Annotated in this window: 12 protein-coding genes and 1 pseudogene; 7 read left to right on the forward strand and 6 right to left on the reverse strand. The window is 69.7% G+C overall.

The window, feature by feature from the left end:
• Entirely contained in the window at nt 1-1,236 is a 1,236-nt protein-coding gene (locus tag ACIF83_RS07745; protein WP_399724389.1) for a macrolide family glycosyltransferase, read from the reverse strand.
• On the reverse strand, nt 1,233-2,465 hold the full coding sequence (locus ACIF83_RS07750) for a macrolide family glycosyltransferase (RefSeq protein WP_399724392.1): 1,233 nt from the start codon (nt 2,463-2,465) through the stop codon (nt 1,233-1,235). The genes ACIF83_RS07745 and ACIF83_RS07750 overlap by 4 nt, the downstream gene beginning before the upstream one ends.
• A 309-nt stretch (nt 2,466-2,774) precedes the next feature.
• Here ACIF83_RS07750 and ACIF83_RS07755 point away from each other — a divergent pair, with 309 nt between their 5' ends.
• From ACIF83_RS07755 to ACIF83_RS07770, 4 genes are all read left to right on the forward strand, one after another.
• Entirely contained in the window at nt 2,775-2,915 is a 141-nt protein-coding gene (locus tag ACIF83_RS07755) for a hypothetical protein (protein ID WP_393470807.1), read from the forward strand.
• 93 nt (nt 2,916-3,008) lie between these two features.
• Nucleotides 3,009-3,638, forward strand: a complete 630-nt coding sequence (locus ACIF83_RS07760; protein ID WP_399725187.1) for a flavoprotein — start codon at nt 3,009-3,011, stop codon at nt 3,636-3,638.
• Nucleotides 3,622-4,815, forward strand: a complete 1,194-nt coding sequence (locus tag ACIF83_RS07765) for a macrolide family glycosyltransferase (protein ID WP_399724395.1) — start codon at nt 3,622-3,624, stop codon at nt 4,813-4,815. Before ACIF83_RS07760 ends, ACIF83_RS07765 begins: the two co-directional genes overlap by 17 nt.
• On the forward strand, nt 4,812-5,579 hold the full coding sequence (locus tag ACIF83_RS07770) for an NAD-dependent epimerase/dehydratase family protein (RefSeq protein WP_399724398.1): 768 nt from the start codon (nt 4,812-4,814) through the stop codon (nt 5,577-5,579). The genes ACIF83_RS07765 and ACIF83_RS07770 overlap by 4 nt, the downstream gene beginning before the upstream one ends.
• 1 nt (nt 5,580) lies before the next feature.
• Here the strand turns inward: ACIF83_RS07770 and ACIF83_RS07775 are convergent, their stop codons facing one another.
• Nucleotides 5,581-6,036 (reverse strand): hypothetical protein, encoded by a 456-nt coding sequence (locus ACIF83_RS07775; protein ID WP_393470795.1) that lies wholly within the window; start codon nt 6,034-6,036, stop codon nt 5,581-5,583.
• Between the two features lie 433 nt (nt 6,037-6,469).
• On the opposite strand from ACIF83_RS07775, the gene ACIF83_RS07780 reads away from it, so the two are divergent.
• Both ACIF83_RS07780 and ACIF83_RS07785 read left to right on the forward strand, forming a co-directional pair.
• A complete protein-coding gene (locus ACIF83_RS07780) occupies nt 6,470-7,168 on the forward strand; it encodes an NADPH-dependent F420 reductase (protein ID WP_399724401.1) in 699 nt (232 codons plus the stop codon).
• A 273-nt stretch (nt 7,169-7,441) separates the two neighbouring features.
• Nucleotides 7,442-8,032 (forward strand): TetR/AcrR family transcriptional regulator, encoded by a 591-nt coding sequence (locus tag ACIF83_RS07785; protein WP_399724404.1) that lies wholly within the window; start codon nt 7,442-7,444, stop codon nt 8,030-8,032.
• Nucleotides 8,033-8,172: 140 nt separating this feature from the next.
• Here the strand turns inward: ACIF83_RS07785 and ACIF83_RS07790 are convergent.
• Nucleotides 8,173-8,445, reverse strand: a pseudogene (locus ACIF83_RS07790) (ATP-binding protein); the annotation flags it as partial.
• Between the two features lie 420 nt (nt 8,446-8,865).
• On the opposite strand from ACIF83_RS07790, the gene mgtA reads away from it, so the two are divergent.
• Complete coding sequence (gene mgtA, locus ACIF83_RS07795) at nt 8,866-11,547, forward strand: magnesium-translocating P-type ATPase (protein ID WP_399724407.1); 2,682 nt, start codon at nt 8,866-8,868, stop codon at nt 11,545-11,547.
• A 275-nt stretch (nt 11,548-11,822) separates the two neighbouring features.
• Here the strand turns inward: mgtA and ACIF83_RS07800 are convergent, their stop codons facing one another.
• Nucleotides 11,823-14,207, reverse strand: a complete 2,385-nt coding sequence (locus tag ACIF83_RS07800; protein WP_399724410.1) for a phosphoketolase — start codon at nt 14,205-14,207, stop codon at nt 11,823-11,825.
• Nucleotides 14,208-14,433: 226 nt separating this feature from the next.
• On the reverse strand, nt 14,434-16,023 hold the full coding sequence (locus ACIF83_RS07805) for an oleate hydratase (RefSeq protein WP_399724413.1): 1,590 nt from the start codon (nt 16,021-16,023) through the stop codon (nt 14,434-14,436).
• Between the last annotated feature and the right edge of the window lie 183 nt (nt 16,024-16,206).

Below are 16,206 nucleotides of genomic sequence, written 5' to 3' on the forward strand. Positions count from 1 at the left end.
TCACCCGTGCGCCTGTGCGGAAGGGACGAGCATGGACTCGATGACGTCGGCCGCAGCGGGTGCGCCGCCCGCGCGCCGGATGTGCCCGCGCATGTCCCGGACGCGGTCGGCATAAGAGGAATCGCCCAGCACGGTACGGGCCGCTTCCCGCAGGGAGCCGGCCGTGACCTTCGTACGATGGAGCATCACCCCGAGCCCGAGCTCCACCAGCCGGTCCGCGTTGGCCCGCTGCTCACTCATCTGCGGGATCGCCACCATCGGAACCCCGAAGGACAGCGACTCCATCACACTGCCCATCCCCGCATGCGTCACGAACAGGTCCGCCTGCCGCAGCACCTGCAGCTGCGGCACATGCGAACGCACCTCCACATGCGCCGGAACCCCCGACAACGCACCCGGATCAACCCGGTCCCCCACCGCCATCACCACATCCCACGAAAGATCCGCGAAGGCGTTCACACACGTCTGGAAGAACCCGACATCATCGTTGTGGATCGTCCCCAACGACACCAACACCAAAGGCCGTTCACCCGTCGCACGCCACTCGCCGTCCGATGCCCGCCGAGCGAGACAGGGGCCGACGAAGTGGAAGTCCTCGCCGAACGTCTCGCCCCGGAACTGGAACTCGCGCGGTATGCACACCAGCGCGGGACCCGACTCGCTCCCGGTCATCAGCTCCTTGGGCCCCAGGGGCACCTTGAGCCGGGCCAGCATGGTGGCGACGCCGTGGAACACCCGCATGGTCTCCGGGTGCAGCGGATCGACGTCCGTCCGGTGTCTGGCGAGCGACCAGTCGGGGCCCGCGGCGAAGGTGGTCCGGTAGGGCAGGGCCGGAATGCCGCGCCGCGTCGCGATCAGCCGGGCCCCCCACCCAGAGGGGTCGTCGTAGACGACCAGGTCGGGCCGGTCCTGCGCGAACGCGCGGTCCAGGGGGCCGAGTACGGCCAGGGTCTCGCGCAGCAGATCGCGCAGGACCCGCGCGAGGTCGTCACTGCCGAAACGGTCCGGGCGGTCCGCGGCACTGTCCTTGGCCGGCAGCCCGTCCATGGTGGACTCGTATCGCAGCGGTGCCGCGCCCGTCTCGGCCACGGCGGCGGCGAACCGGTCGGTCGTCGCGAAGGTCACCCGGTGACCGCGGTGCGTCAGCTCCTCCGCGACGCCGAGGGCGGGGTTCACATGACCGTGTCCGGGCAGGGCGAAGAACGCGACGTGCGCCGGGCGGGAGTCGCCGCTCACCGCTCCACTCCCGCCTGCACCAGAAGGGACTCGATGACGTCGGCCGCAGCGGGTGCGCCGCCCGCGCGCCGGATGTGCCCGCGCATGTCCCGGACGCGGTCGGCATAAGAGGAATCGCCCAGCAAGGTACGGGCCGCTTCCCGCAGGGAGCCGGCCGTGACCTTCGTACGATGGAGCATCACCCCGAGCCCGAGCTCCACCAGCCGGTCCGCGTTGGCCCGCTGCTCACTCATCTGCGGGATCGCCACCATCGGAACCCCGAAGGACAGCGACTCCATCACGCTGCCCATCCCCGCATGCGTCACGAACAGGTCCGCCTGCCGCAGCACCTGCAGCTGCGGCACATGCGAACGCACCTCCACATGCGCCGGAACCCCCGACAACGCACCCGGATCAACCCGGTCCCCCACCGCCATCACCACATCCCACGAAAGATCCGCGAAGGCGTTCACACACGTCTGGAAGAACCCGACATCATCGTTGTGGATCGTCCCCAACGACACCAACACCAAAGGCCGTTCACCCGACCCGCCCTCCGGCCGGCTCCACTCGCCGTCGAACCGACGCTCCGACCAGCACGGCCCGACGAAGTGGAAGTCCTCGCCGAACGTCTCGCCCCGGAACTGGAACTCGCGCGGTATGCACACCAGCGCGGGACCCGACTCGCTGCCCCCGAAGAACTCCTGGGCGGTGAGGCCCACACCGAGTCCGGCCAGCATGCCGGCGATCTCCCCGTACACGGCGTTCAGTCCGGGGTGGTCCGGCTCGAACTCGGCGTACTCCCCGTCCGTGCCGAGCGACCAGTGCTCGTTCGCGGCCATCGTGGGGATGCTGCGCACGGCCGGTATCCCCCAGTTGTGCGCGAGAAGCCTGCCCGTCCAGCCGGACAGCCCGTCGTGGACGAGAACGTCCGGTCGGTCACCGGCGAACGCCTGGTCGAGCTGCGGGTACAGCGCCTCGGTCTCCGTCACCAGGCCCCGCAGCACCTGCACGAAGTCGCCCGTGGTGAAGCGGTCGACACTCTCCAGGTCGTTCATCGCGTTCCGGGTCTGCCGCATTGTGGTCTCGTAGGGCACCAGCGTGGCGCCGGCCTCCTCGACCTCGGTGCCCTGGCGCGCGTTCACCGCGTAGCTGACGCGATGGCCGCGCGCCACAAGTTCCGCGACGATCCCCGCCGTCGGATTGACGTGACCGGCTCCAGGAATGTTGAAGAAGGCGATATGGGACATCGAACCACCTGTGTTTCCGGGCGGGCAGAAATTGTCATCGGACCGGCAACGTAGCAAAGGATTCAGCGCGTTCGGTATGCGATCGCCGCTTCCCTCGCCGTAATAGCAGAAAGGTGAGGCCGCATCTCACACCCGAGTGTGAGGCGGGCGGTTCGATTCATACTCGCGCGGTGACCGATAAACCAGTGGGACGGCGGAAGAATTCGCCATGCTCCCCAGACAGCATGACGACGGCTGCCCGGCCGACGGGCAGCGTCGCGGACGCCTTCAGGCATCCGTCGGAAATCACCACTGTCGAAGGAGGCAACCATGCCCGTCGCCGACCTGCTCGCCGACGACCTGCTCGAGCTGGACGCCCTGACCGAGGACGAGCTCCTCAAGGTCGAGACGGACGACACCGAGGCACAGGCCATCCTGTGCTCCTGCTGCTGCTCCTGGTGCGGCTGCTGAGTATCGGTTGGATGCACGTTTCCCGGGAGGCTCTGCCTCCCGGGAGGCGTCAGGAGGTCGGAGTGAGAGATGACGAGTGAAGAGAACTGGGGCATGCCACCCATCCCGATTCCTCCCCTCGGGGTGAAACGCCTGCTCCTGGTCGGCACAGGATCGTCCAATGCCGCCTTCCTTCCCCTCTGGGTCAACTGGTTCCAAGTCAGTTATCCGCAGGTCGAACTGCGTATTGTCCTCACTCGTTCCGCTCAGCGATTCGTGACCAGAGAAGGCCTTTCGGTCCTCACCAACAGACTTGTTTTCGAGGATTCCTGGTCCGAGGAACCACAGGCTCGGAAACTCCACGTGGAACTGGCGAGCTGGCCCGAGGCGATAGCCGTCTACCCGGCAGGGCTGCACTTCATCGCACGACTCGCCCAGGGCCTCGCGGACACCCCCGTGACGATGGCACTCCAGTGCACCGACGCCCCGATCGCGCTCGCCGCGGCGCTGCCGCCGGGCGGCTGGGAGAGCGCCGCCATGAACGACCACCGGGCCCGGCTCGCGCAGCGCGCCAACGTCGTCCTTCAGCCGCCTGTCATGGGGCTGAGCATGACGACGGGGCGCCACGACGGAAACCAGCCGGACACGCTCCCGAACCTCCTCAGGAGCCTGGAGGACCTCCGCACGCGGCAGTCCGCCGAGCACCCGGCAGGGGAGGTGGTGAACGGTGCCGGCCCCCGGTGAGGCCGGGGCCGGCCGTCATGTGGCGGTCTTCACGGCCGCCGCGTACAGCCACATCAACCCGCTGCTGGGCACCGTCTTCGAACTGGTGCGGCGCGGACTGAGGGTCAGCTACGCCACGACACGGCAGTTCGCGCCACTGGTGGAAGCCGCGGGGGCCACGCCCTTGGTGTTCCGCTCCTCGCTGCCCTCGGACCCGGGCGCCTGGCCCACGGACACCCGGCGGCTGCCGCTGCTCTATCTCGACGACGCCCGCGCCACGCTGCCGGAGCTGGAGGCGTCCTTCGCCGGGGACCGGCCCGATCTCGTCCTCACGGAGGATCCGGCCGGTGCGGGAAGCGTCCTCGCGGCGAAGTGGGGCGTTCCGACACTCCAGGTCTGGACGTATCTGGCGACCGCCCGGCACTGGTCGATGGCTGAACCGGGAACGGCGGGCGCCAACCCGGTGGTGGCCGCGGAGTTTCTGTCCCGGCTCGGCTCGATCCTGGCCCACGAGGGCGTGACGACCGAGGCACGGGACCATCTGGCCTCGGGCCTGGCGGGCGGGCTGGTCCTGATCCCGCGCTCGTTCCAGCCGGACGGGGACACTTTCGGCGAGGAGTACACGTTTGCCGGGCCTGCTCCCGCGCCCGAGCCGGAATCGGCCAAGTGGACGCCGCCCGACGGCGGCGATCCCGTCGTACTGGTCTCCCTGGGGTCCATCGACCACGCCCACCCGGAGTTCTTCGGCACGGTGGCCGAGGCGTTCAATGGTCTTGACCGGCACGTGGTGATGGCGATCGGTGACCGCTGCGAGCCCTCCGACCTGCCCCCGCTGCCGCCCAATGTCGAGGCGCACCGCTGGGTGCCGAACACGGCCGTGCTCAGGCATGCGTCGCTCGTGATCCATCACGGAGGAATGGCCACCACGATGGAGGCCCTCCAGCACGGCGTACCCTCCCTCGTCGTCCCCCGGCTGCCGGAACAGGCCCGCAACGCCAGGCGCGTCCGGGAGCTGGGGCTCGGCACGGCGATCCCCTTCCGGTCCGTCACCGCCCCCGCCCTGCGACGCACCGCGCTCGGCCTGCACGCCCACGCCGGTGTACGCCGGCGGGTGAGCGCGATGCGGGAGGAGATCCGGCGCTCGGGAGGAGCAGGGTCCGCGGCCGACGCCGTGGTACGGCGGCTCGCTCCCGTATGACCGGCGAGGTGATCGGCGACGGGTTCATCGCCCGGTACCTCCGGCGGCACCTGGCGGTGGACGGGCCGGTGACCGTTCTGGCCGCGGGAGTATCGAGAACGTCGGAGACCGCACCGGAGCGGTTCGCGCGCGAGGCGGCGCTGGTGACCGAGACGGTACGCCGCTGCCGCGAGCGGCAACGCCTGCTGGTCCTCCTGTCCTCGGCATCCTGCGGCCTCTACGGCCGACGGGGCGACGGCCGCGAGGACGCGCGGGTCGCTCCCCTGACCCCCTACGGTCGGCACAAGCTCGCCATGGAGCGGATCGTTTCCGGCTCCGGCGCCCCATGGCTCACGCTGCGGCTCAGTCATCTGGTCGGTCCGGGCCAGAACCCGGCACAACTCATGCCGTCACTGGTGGCCCAGATCCGCTCAGGCACGGTCGTCGTCTACCGCGGGGCCCGTCGAGACCTGCTGGACGTCCGGCATTTCGCCACGGTGCTGGACCGGCTGCTCGGCCTCGGGGTGCGCGGCCAGGTCGTCAATGTGGCCTCCGGGTTCTCCTTCTCGGCCGAGGAGATCGTCACGGCCCTCGAGAAGGGACTCGGACAGCGGGCGCACCGGACACTTCGCGACGTGCCGACCGAGTCGCTGCGCATCTCCAACCGGCGGATGCGGGCCTTCGTCCCCGAGACCGAGCACTTCGGCTTCGGTCCCGGCTACCTCGACAGTCTCATGGCCCGCTACGTGCCACACCTCGCGGCGACCGAGCGGGCCGGGTCCTGAGCTAGCCGCGGGCGCTGCGCGCCAGCCAGGGCGTCAGGTTGGGGTTCGTGATCAGTTCCTTGTACGTCTCGTCCCCGGGCAGCGGCACGACGAGCCACTGGCCAGGGGGAAACAGCCGACCCTTGGTGGAGGCGAGCCCGCCGTAGACGGACCTGAGAAACGCGGGGACGGAGTCGCGGGGGACGTCGTGGAACTCCACCCCGTCCACGGTGATCTTCGCGTCGTCCTCGGGGAAGAGCCGGACACTCACCGACGGCGATCCCACCAACTCCACGAACGCCTCGTGCGGCAGCGAGCCGTCGGGGTCGAACACGGTGAAGAGCTCGGCCGACGTACGACGCGACGTCCGGTCCGCGCCGATGTCGTCAGTGACCGACATCGTCAATCCGAACTCCTCCGCGATGTCGCGTATCGCGGAGACGGCAGCCTCGGTGGTGGGCAGGTGCACGTTCTCCATGACCCTGATCATGCCCGATGCAGGCGGGCGCGACCAAGGGCTCCGAGATTTGCCAAGTTCCCTTCCGGCACCAGGATGTCACTGCTCGCTGGGACCCTCGGATCACCGGCCTGGCGCTCCACCGCTCCCTGGTCACCGAACCCACCGGATCCGCGTCCGTTAAAGCCGCGCGCGAGCTTTGACACGTTGGCCCGGGGAGCGGACCCTCTCCTCCTCGGACGGCACGGCCTCGCTGCGCGCCCGGCCCTCCGCTTCGAAGGCAGACATCAGCCGATCATGCACCGGACGTGCCCGGAGGCCACCGGTGAGGGGGCTTTGGGCTACTGAGTCACCGACTTGCTCACCCCACTTGCAATACCGAACCACTCGGTTTAGTTTTTCATTCGTCGGACGGACCGGTCGTAGCGTCCGCCCTCCTCGAAAGGAACCCGTCATGCGTTACGCCGTTCTGGGCACCGGCATCGTCGGCCGGACCATAGCCGCCAAGCTCAGTTCCCTCGGCCACGAGACCGTCATCGGCACCCGTGCCCCGGCGACCACCCTGGCCCGCACCGAACCCGACGGCTACGGCAATCCACCGTTCGCGCAGTGGCAGGCCGATCACGCCGCCGTCCGGCTCGTCACCTTCGCCGAGGCAGCCGCCTGGGCCGAGGCCGTGGTCAACACGACCGCGGGCGCCGCCAGCCTGGACGCCCTCACCGCTGCGGGCGCGGACAACCTCGCCGGCAAGGTACTCATCGACGTAGCCAACCCTCTGGACTTCTCCGCCGGGATGCCGCCGTCGCTGAACCCGGTCAACACCGACAGCCTCGGCGAGCAGATCCAGCGCGCATTCCCCCACACACGGGTCGTCAAGGCCCTCAACACGATGAACTGCGAGGTCATGGTCGACCCGTCCCGGGTGACGGGCGAGCACGACGTGTTCCTCTCCGGCGACGACACCGACGCGAAGAAGCAGGTCGCCGAAGTGCTGGTGTCCTTCGGCTGGGCCGCCGCGAGCGTCATCGATCTCGGCGACATCACCACCGCCCGCGGCACCGAGATGCTGCTGCCCATCTGGCTGCGCCTGTGGGGCGCCCTCGGCCACGCCGACTTCAACTTCCACATCGCGGGCACCCGCACGAGCGCCTGACCCGCAACTGTGGTGGCCGGCACGCACACACCCGCCTGCGCCCGGCCCGCCCCCTGCTTCTCGTGCGGCCGGACACTCCCGCATGCCCACGCCGGTCATCGACCGCCGGCGCACCACCCGTGACCGACGGGGTCGAGGAGCTCACCAGCTGCCCGGCCCGCACCTTCCGTCAGCGGATCAGCGGCACCACCCACACATTCCGCCCCCCCGTACCCGTGCTCCCAGCCTTCCGTACCGAACCGCTCGGTACGGAAGCTCAACTATTCTGACCAGGTGAGTGGAACGGAAACCAAAGTCGCGGGGCGGCCACGCTCTGCCGAGAAGGAAGCCGCCATCCTGCAGGCCGCTCTGGAACTGCTGGCCTCCCAGGGCTACACGCGCATGAGCCTCAGCCAGGTCGCCGCTGCCGCGCAGGTCAGCAAGTCCACCATCCACTTGCGCTGGAAGACCAAGGCTGACCTCCTCACCGCGGCCCTCGCCGCCGCCCGCATGACAGATGCTCCCTCCCCCGGTGGAGACCTCCACACCAACCTGGTGAACATCCTCAAGGACTTCGCCGCCACCATCGAGCGAGTCAACGGCATGGCACTCATCGGCACCTGCCTCGCCGAGGAGGCCCACACCCCGGAACTCCTCGCCCTGCTGCGCGAACGCACCGTACTCCCTCGCCGGGCCCTCCTGCGCGATGCCCTGGAACAGGCGCAGCAGGCCGGTCAGATCCGCGAGGACGCCGATCTCGAAGCGGCCGTGTCGGCACTCCTCGGCCCGTTCTACGCCGACTACATGGCAGGACGGAGCGGTCACCCTCGGTGGGCCGTGCAGGCCGTTGACCTGGTCCTCGCCGGAATTCGCGTCGACAATTGATCGTCTGACCCCGCGGCCGGCACGGGAAGAGGTCCGCCCCGCGTTCGCCGGGCGGGCAGGACGCGGTGGCGCAGGCAGGGGCAGGCCGGCACGCACCGGGTCAAGGCCGCCGACCGGCTTTCAGCGTCAGAGCGCAGCAGGGGGACGGTCTGCCGGGTCCAGATGGTCTTTCCGATCGCTGTGTAGCGGGTGCCCCAGGCATCGGCGAGCTGGGCGATCATGAACAGCCCGCGGCCGCCCTCGTCGACGCTGGCGGCGTGACGCAGATGGGGTGAGGTGCTCGATGCGTCGGACACCTCGCAGATCAGTGAACGCGCGCGGATCAGGCGCAGTCGGACCGGGCCGCGGCCGTGGCGAACGGCGTCGGTGACCAGCTCGCTGACGGTCTGCTCGCCCAGCTCGACATCCTCGTCGGCCGGGCGGTCGACGCGCAGCTGGACGCGATCGATCCCGGCGCCGGTGTCGGCGCCGCCTTCTTGGACATGGGTGCGGTCGCTCACTTGCGGGACGTGGTGCCCGCGGAAGGAACAGCCTCGCGGTTCTTGGCGCGTCCTTCGCGATCCACGGCCTCCGGCATCCGGACGGGGCCAGAACCCTCGGTCACGACTGCGTGGCGCCGGCCTGCCACGACCGGCGGTCCCGGAGACAGGGCCCGAATGGCCCTGTGGGCCTGACCGGAGAAGGACGGAGGGTGGGACCATGACACTCCCCTCGGCCCACTCGCGCCCGTACCCCAGCCCCGTGGTCACTGTCAGGTGCCCGCCCGGCGCTGCGCCGATGGGCGGCCGCTCGGTGGGCGGTCGGTGATGGTGACCGCCACGCAGGTGCGACCGGTGCCCGCGGGGCGCGCCGCCTCCGCGGCCGCCCGGACCACCTCGGAGGTACTCGACGATCTCGAAGTGACCGGCGACGGCCTGTCGTCGGACGAGGCGGCACGACGGCTGAAGCGCTGGGGACCGAACGCGGTCCACTCGCACCGGGCTCGGGCATGGCTCGTCCTGTGGCATCAGTTGCGGTCCCCGCTGCTGGGCCTGCTGCTGGCGGCAGCCGCCGTGTCGTACTTCGTCGGCGAGCGCAGCGATGCCGTGATCATCGGCGCGATCGTGGCGCTGTCCGTCGGTCTTGGTTTCGTCAACGAGTACCGGGCGGAGAAGACCGCCCAGTCTCTGCATGCGAAGATCCAGCACCGTGCGGTCGTACGGCGAGACGGGCGGCCGCAGGAGGTGGAGGTCACCGGCCTGGTTCCGGGTGACGTGGTCGAGCTGCGGCTGGGTGACATCGTGCCGGCCGATCTGCGGCTGCTCGCGACCGCGGGGCTGGAGTGCGGCGAGTCGGTGCTGACCGGTGAGTCGTTGCCGGTCGCGAAGGACACCGCTGCCGTGCCGGCGGGCACGGCACTGGCGGACCTGTCCGGATGCGCGCTGATGGGCACCGTGGTGCACTCGGGAAGCGGCCGTGGGGTGGTGGTCGCCACCGGTGCGGAGGCCGAGTTCGGGAAGATCGCCGCCGGACTCAGCGGACACCAGTTGGAGACCGAGTTCCAGGTGGGGCTGCGCCGGTTCTCGATGCTGCTGGTCTACGTCGCCGGGGCACTGACCACGTCGATCTTCGTCATCAACGTGGTTCTGCAGAGGCCACTGATCGACGCTTTGCTGTTCTCCCTGGCCATTGCTGTCGGCATCACTCCGCAACTGCTCCCCGCCGTGGTCTCCACCAGCCTGGCCGCGGGCTCCCGGCGGATGAGCCGGCGCAAGGTGCTGGTCAAGCGGCTGGTGTGCATCGAGGACCTCGGTGACGTCGATGTGCTGTTCACCGACAAGACCGGGACCCTGACCCAGGGCCGCATCGACTTCATGCGGGCCGTACCCGTCGTCGGTACGTCGGCGGTCGAGGTACTGCGTCTCGGCCTGCTGTGCACCGAGACGGACGTGGACGACCAGGGCCGGCCCGTGGGCGGAAACCCGCTCGACGACGCCCTCTGGGCCTCCCCGCCTGCAGCCGCCCAGCGCCCGCTGCTCAGCGGCTGGAAGCGGGCCGGCGTCCTGCCCTTCGACCATGAGCGCCGGATGGTCTCCGTCGTGGTCACCGACCCCGCAGACACTACCGTGCTGATCACGAAAGGCGCTCCGGAGGCGGTGCTGGAACGCTGCGTGGAGGTGCCCGAGGCCGTCCGCCAGGCCCTGGGCGCCGAGTTCGCCGCCGGAAACCGCGTCGTCGCCGTGGCAACCCGTCCCGCCGAGGCGAGTACCGCACTCACCGCTGCCGACGAGCACAACCTCCGCCTGGCCGGTCTCCTGGTCTTCCTCGACCCGCCCAAATCCGACGCGGCCGACGCGCTGGGGCGGCTGGACGCGCTCGGCATCACGGTGAAGATCGTCACCGGGGACAACCCCGCGGTGGCCGCCAAGGTCTGCCACGACCTGGGGCTGACCAGCGCCGGGGTACTGACCGGTGCCGACCTCGACACCATGGACGACGAGCGGCTCACCACCGCGATCCGTGACACCACCGTCTTCGCCCGGGTCAGCCCCGAGCACAAGGCCCGCATCGTGCGGATCCAGCGGCGGACCGGCGGAGACGTCGCCTTCCTCGGCGACGGCGTCAACGACGCCCTCGCGCTGCACGCCGCCGACGTGGGTATCTCGGTGGATTCGGCCACCGACGTGGCCAAGGACGCGGCCGACGTGATCCTGCTGGAGAAGGACCTCGGTGTCCTGGCAGACGGGGTCGTCGAGGGGCGGCGCATCTTCGCCAACACCATCAAGTACGTGCTGATGGGCACGTCCAGCAACTTCGGCAACATGTTCAGCGCGGCCGGCGCATCGCTGTTCCTCCCGTTCCTACCGATGCTGCCTTCTCAGATCCTGCTGAACAACCTTCTGTACGACACCAGCCAACTCGCCATCCCCACCGACGAAGTCGACGAGGAGCAGGTGCGACGGCCGGCGCACTGGGACATCGCCTTCATCCGGCGCTTCATGATCTGCTTCGGACCGATCAGCTCCCTGTTCGACTTCGCGACCTTCGCGGTGATGCTCTGGATCTTCCACGCGGGCCCCGCCCAGTTCCGCACGGGCTGGTTCGTGGAGTCGCTCGCCACGCAAACCTTGGTGATCTTCGCGATCCGCACCCGCCGCATCCCCTTCTGGCGCAGCCGCCGCCCCAGTACGGCCCTGACGCTGACTGCGCTGGGTGTCGTCGCCGTCGGTGCCGCCTTGCCGGCCACTCCCCTGGCACCCGTCCTCGGCTTCCAGCTGCTCCCTCCGGTCTTCTTCGCCGCGGTGGCCGCCATGGTCGTCGTCTACCTGCTCCTCGTGGAGATCGGGAAGCGGATCTTCTACCGAACCGCAGGTACACCGGCTCGACCCCACCCGGCCCTCGGCCACCGCCACCTGCGCCGGCGCGCGGCACGGTTCAGTACCGTCACCCGGCTACGGCGCCCCGGAGCCACGGGCCCCGCGCCGGCCCACGGATCGCAGGCAACGCGTCCGACCGGCCCGGACGGCGCGCCTTGAATCCGACTCCGTCCGCGCTTCCGTGAAGCCCGGTCAGGCTGTTTCCGGACCGCTTCCAGAACTGCGGGGGTGGTGGGAGCACCAGGCCGGCGGCACGTGCTGTGGTGACGAACATCCCAGGATCGACGGGGTATTGACGACAGCCGGTGGAGAACGGGAGACCATGTTCACGAACAGCGCCCGTCAGGCGGTTGCCGACTCGCGAGGTGGCGCGCGCGTGCGCCCCGGCGAGGCTGTGGGCTTCGCCGGGGCGCATGAGAGTGGCAAGTGGCGGCTCAGCCGTCCCAGGTCCAGTCGGTGACCTCGGGCAGGTCCATGCCGTGCTCGCGGATCCAGACGTGGTGACGCTGCCGGGCGTCCTCCATCTGCTGGCGTACGGCCGCCGCGCGGACCGCGAGGCCGGGAACGCGGTCGATGACGTCCATGACCAGGCGGTAGCGGTCCAGATCGTTGCGGACCACCATGTCGAACGGTGTGGTCGTGGTGCCGATCTCCTTGTAGCCGCGCACATGCAGGTTCTTGTGACCCGTACGGCGGTAGGCCAGGCGGTGGATCAGCCACGGATAGCCGTGGTAGGCGAACAGGACGGGCTTGTCGGCGGTGAACAGCCCGTCGTACTCGAAGTCGCTCATCCCGTGCGGGTGTTCCTCGCTCGGCAGCAGCCGGGCGATGTCCACGACGTTGACCACCCGCACGGCCAGGTCCGGCAGGTGTCGGCGCAGCAACTGGGCCGCCGCCAGGACCTCCTGAGTGGGCACGTCGCCGGCACAGGCCAGCACTACGTCCGGTTCCCGCGTGCCGTCCTCCGTGCCGGCCCACTCCCAGATGCCGGCGCCGCGAGCGCAGTGGACCTTCGCCTCCTCCATCGACAGCCAGTCGAAGCACGGCTGCTTGCCGGCCACGACGACGTTGACGTAGTCCCGGCTGCGCAGCACGTGGTCGGCCACCGACAGCAGGGTGTTGGCGTCCGGCGGGAAGTAGACCCTCACGGCCTCGGGGCTCTTGTTCAGGATGTGGTCGACGAACCCGGGATCCTGGTGGGAGAAGCCGTTGTGGTCCTGCCGCCACACGTGCGAGGTGAGCAGGTAGTTCAGGGAGGCGATGGGGGCGCGCCAGGGCAGGCGGCGCGTGGTGCGCAGCCACTTGATGTGCTGGTTGACCATGGAGTCGACGATGTGCACGAAGGCTTCGTAGCAGGAGAACAGTCCGTGCCGGCCGGTGAGGAGGTAGCCCTCCAGCCAGCCCTGGCAGGTGTGTTCGGAGAGGATCTCCATCACCCGGCCGTGCCGGTCCAGGTGTTCGTCGACGGGCAGCGTCCCGGCCTGCCAGGCCTTGCCGCTGGCGGCGTACACGGCCTGGAGCCGGTTGGAGGCGGTCTCGTCCGGGCCGACCAGACGGAAGTCGCGGCGGTCGGCCGTGGCGGCCATGACGTCTCGGAGCATGTCCCCGAGGACGCGGGTGGGCTCATGCAGGGTGGCGCCCGGCTTGTCGACCTCGACGGCGTACTTCTCCAGCGGCGGCAGGGGCAGTTCGCGAACCAGTAGCCCGCCGTTGGCGTGCGGCGTGGCGCCGAGCCGGCGGGCTCCTTCCGGGATGCAGGCCAGTACGTCCGGGCGCGGGGCGCCGTGCTCGTCGAACAGTTCCTCGGGGCGGTAGGAGCGCATCCACTGCTCCAGCTGCCGCAGGTGCTCGGGGTTGTCCCGTACGGCCGCCAGCGGGACCTGGTGGGAGCGCCAGGTGCCCTCCACGGGCACGCCGTCGACCTGCGCGGGGCCGGTCCAGCCCTTCGGAGTGCGCAGCACGATCATCGGCCAGCGGGGCCTCTCGGTGGCCCCGTCCTCGCGCGCGGCACGCTGGATGTCCACGATACGGTCCGCGGCCGTGTCCATCGCGGCGGCCATCGCTCGATGGACGGCCGTGGGGTCGTCACCGGTGACGTGGATCGGGTCGTGGCCGTAGCCACGAAGCAGCTCGTCCAACTCGGGCTCGGGGAGCCGGGACAGGACGGTCGGGTTGGCGATCTTGTAGCCGTTCAGGTGCAGGATCGGCAGGACGGCCCCGTCGTCGACCGGGTCGAGGAACTTGTTCGAGTGCCAGGAGGCGGCCAGCGGGCCGGTCTCCGCCTCACCGTCGCCGATCACACAGGCGACGAGCAGATCCGGGTTGTCGAGGGCTGCGCCGTACGCGTGGGAGAGGGAGTACCCGAGCTCGCCGCCCTCATGGATCGAGCCCGGCGTCTCGGGCGCGACATGGCTCGGCACTCCGCCGGGGAAGGAAAACTGCTTGAAGAGCCGCGCCATGCCGGCGCCGTCCCGGGTGATGTCCGCATAGGTCTCGGTGTACGACCCCTCCAGCCACGAGTTCGCCAGCACAGCCGGACCGCCGTGACCAGGCCCCCAGATGCACAGGGCGTCCAGGTCACGGCTCTTGATGACACGATTGAGATGCGTATGGACCAGGTTGAGGCCCGGAGAGGTCCCCCAGTGGCCCAGCAGACGCGGCTTCACGTGCTCGGGCCGCAGCGGCTCGGTCAGCAGGGGGTTGGCCATGAGGTAGATCTGGCCGACGGACAGATAGTTCGCGGCGCGCCAGTGGGCATCCAGCGACCTCAGCTCGTCCTCCTCCAGCTGGGCGGGCGCCTGCTGCTTGTCGACGGACATCGGGGTTCCTTTCCGTGTCGGGGCAGCATTCGGGTGTGGTGCGTGCCGGCCCCGTACGACTCACCCTCCACCGACGCACCGGGTACCCGACAGGGCCGTTCGGGCCATGCCCGGAGACCGTCATGCCGTGGTTGAACACATCGATCATTCCGACCGGCCGTCATGGGCAGCTTCGAGCGGGCGATCGGCAAGGCAGGGTGAACCCGGAGATGTCGCTCGGCGCGGCTCAGGCCAGGGCGGCCCTCAGCACGCCGAACGCCGTCCGAGGGTCGGCCAGGGCGTGGTGGATGCCGGGGATGTCGTCGCCGAGGCCGAGGAGGCCGTGGACGGCGTGCATGGCGCCGCGGACGGAGTACTCGACGGTGAAGACAACGTCCTCGGGTATCTCCGTGAACTGGCCGAGGAAGGCGAAGTTCGCGGACCCGTGCGGGATGACGAGCGGTCGGTCATGAGGGGTGCGGGGGGCGAACTGGCTCGTGATGTAGGGCATCATCACCGGGATGACGGTCGTGGTGGCCGCGACTCGTTCCTCGATGTCCGACAGGCCGAGGTGGCCGAGGAGTTCGGTGAGGATCTCCCGGCCGGTGCACTCGGCCATCGGCTTGCCGACGAAGTCGCCCTCGTTGTCGACGAACAGGCCGTACCCCCACAAGGTGTAGACGTCCTCGGGCTGGCCCTCGAAGTGCGGGGCGTGGGGAACCACCACGGACATCAGCCAGTTGGAGTCCTTGAACGTCATCAGGGCGCCGGTGCCGGGGAGGTTTCCGGACAGTTCCTCGATGCGGTGCAGCAGCAGCGGGCTGCGCATGGTGAGGGTGAAGGACTCCCACTTGGCCTCGTCGACGTTCCCGTGGAAGGCGGCCGGCCGACCGAAGTCGTCGGCCTTGGCGGCGATCGTCTCCCACAGCCGCCAGGCGCCGTCGCGCTTGTCGCGGATCAGCTCGGGTGCGCGGTCGTCACTGCCGTAGGCGGCGTCGGCGGTCATCGAGCCGAGGGTGAGGAAGGCGTAGTCGGTGTCGGTGAGGTCGTAGGTGTCCGGCTGTCCGGCGCGGTCGAGGTGCAGGCGCCGTACCCGGCGGGTGCCGTCGTCCTTTGTGGTGAAGCCGGCGTCGGTGACCCGCACTCCGTGCTCGAAGCGCACACCGCGCGACTCCAGCCAGGCCCGCACGGGGCGGATGATCGAGTCGTACTGGTTGAGCCGGGTGCGGCGCACGCCCGCCAGGGTGTGCATGCGCGGAAACTCCTGCATGAAGCGAAGGAAGTAGCGCCTGAGCTCGATGGCGCTGTGCCAGTTCTGGAAGGCGAAGGTGGTGCGCCACATCGCCCAGAAGTTGGTCTCGAAGAAGTGCGGGGAAAAGAAGTCCTCGATCCGGCGTGCACCGATCACCGCCTCCGGGAGCACGAGCAGCCGGGTGAGCTCCAGACGGTCCTGGGTGTCGAGTCCGTAGTCGGACGCGTCCAGGATCTCGGCGCCCTTGCCGATGAGGCGGGCCTTGGCGTCGGTGGGCCACTTCGCGCTGAAGGCGCGGATCTCCTCGCGCACCGACACCGTGTCGTCGGTGAGCGTGGGGATGGTGTCCAGGAGGTTCCACAGGCAGGTGTAGGCCTCGTCCTCCAGCATGCGTCCGCCGCGGGAGACGTATCCGGCGGGCTCCCCGCGGCCGTCCATGGAGCCGCCGACCCGCGGCAGTTCCTCCAGGACGTGGACCTCCTCTCCGGCGAAGCCCGCGTCGCGGATGAGGAAGACGGCCGCTGCCAGCGAGGCGATGCCGCCGCCGACGAGATAGGCACGGGACTGCTGCGGAGCGTCGGTCATGACGTCTCTCCGTTCTGGCCGCTCGCCGGTCGCGGGCGGTCGACAGTGATCGAGGTTCGTGCGCCGGGCATCGGCCGCTCCACGGCCGGATGCGCGCACGGCACGGCGCCGGTGGTCCGGTGCCTGTGATCGTCAGTCAACTCCAGGGGTGACCGTGCGGGCTGGGGCCGGATGTCCCTGTAC

Origin of the sequence: Streptomyces sp. NPDC085866 (assembly GCF_044541035.1) — a bacterium.
Classification (GTDB): domain Bacteria; phylum Actinomycetota; class Actinomycetes; order Streptomycetales; family Streptomycetaceae; genus Streptomyces.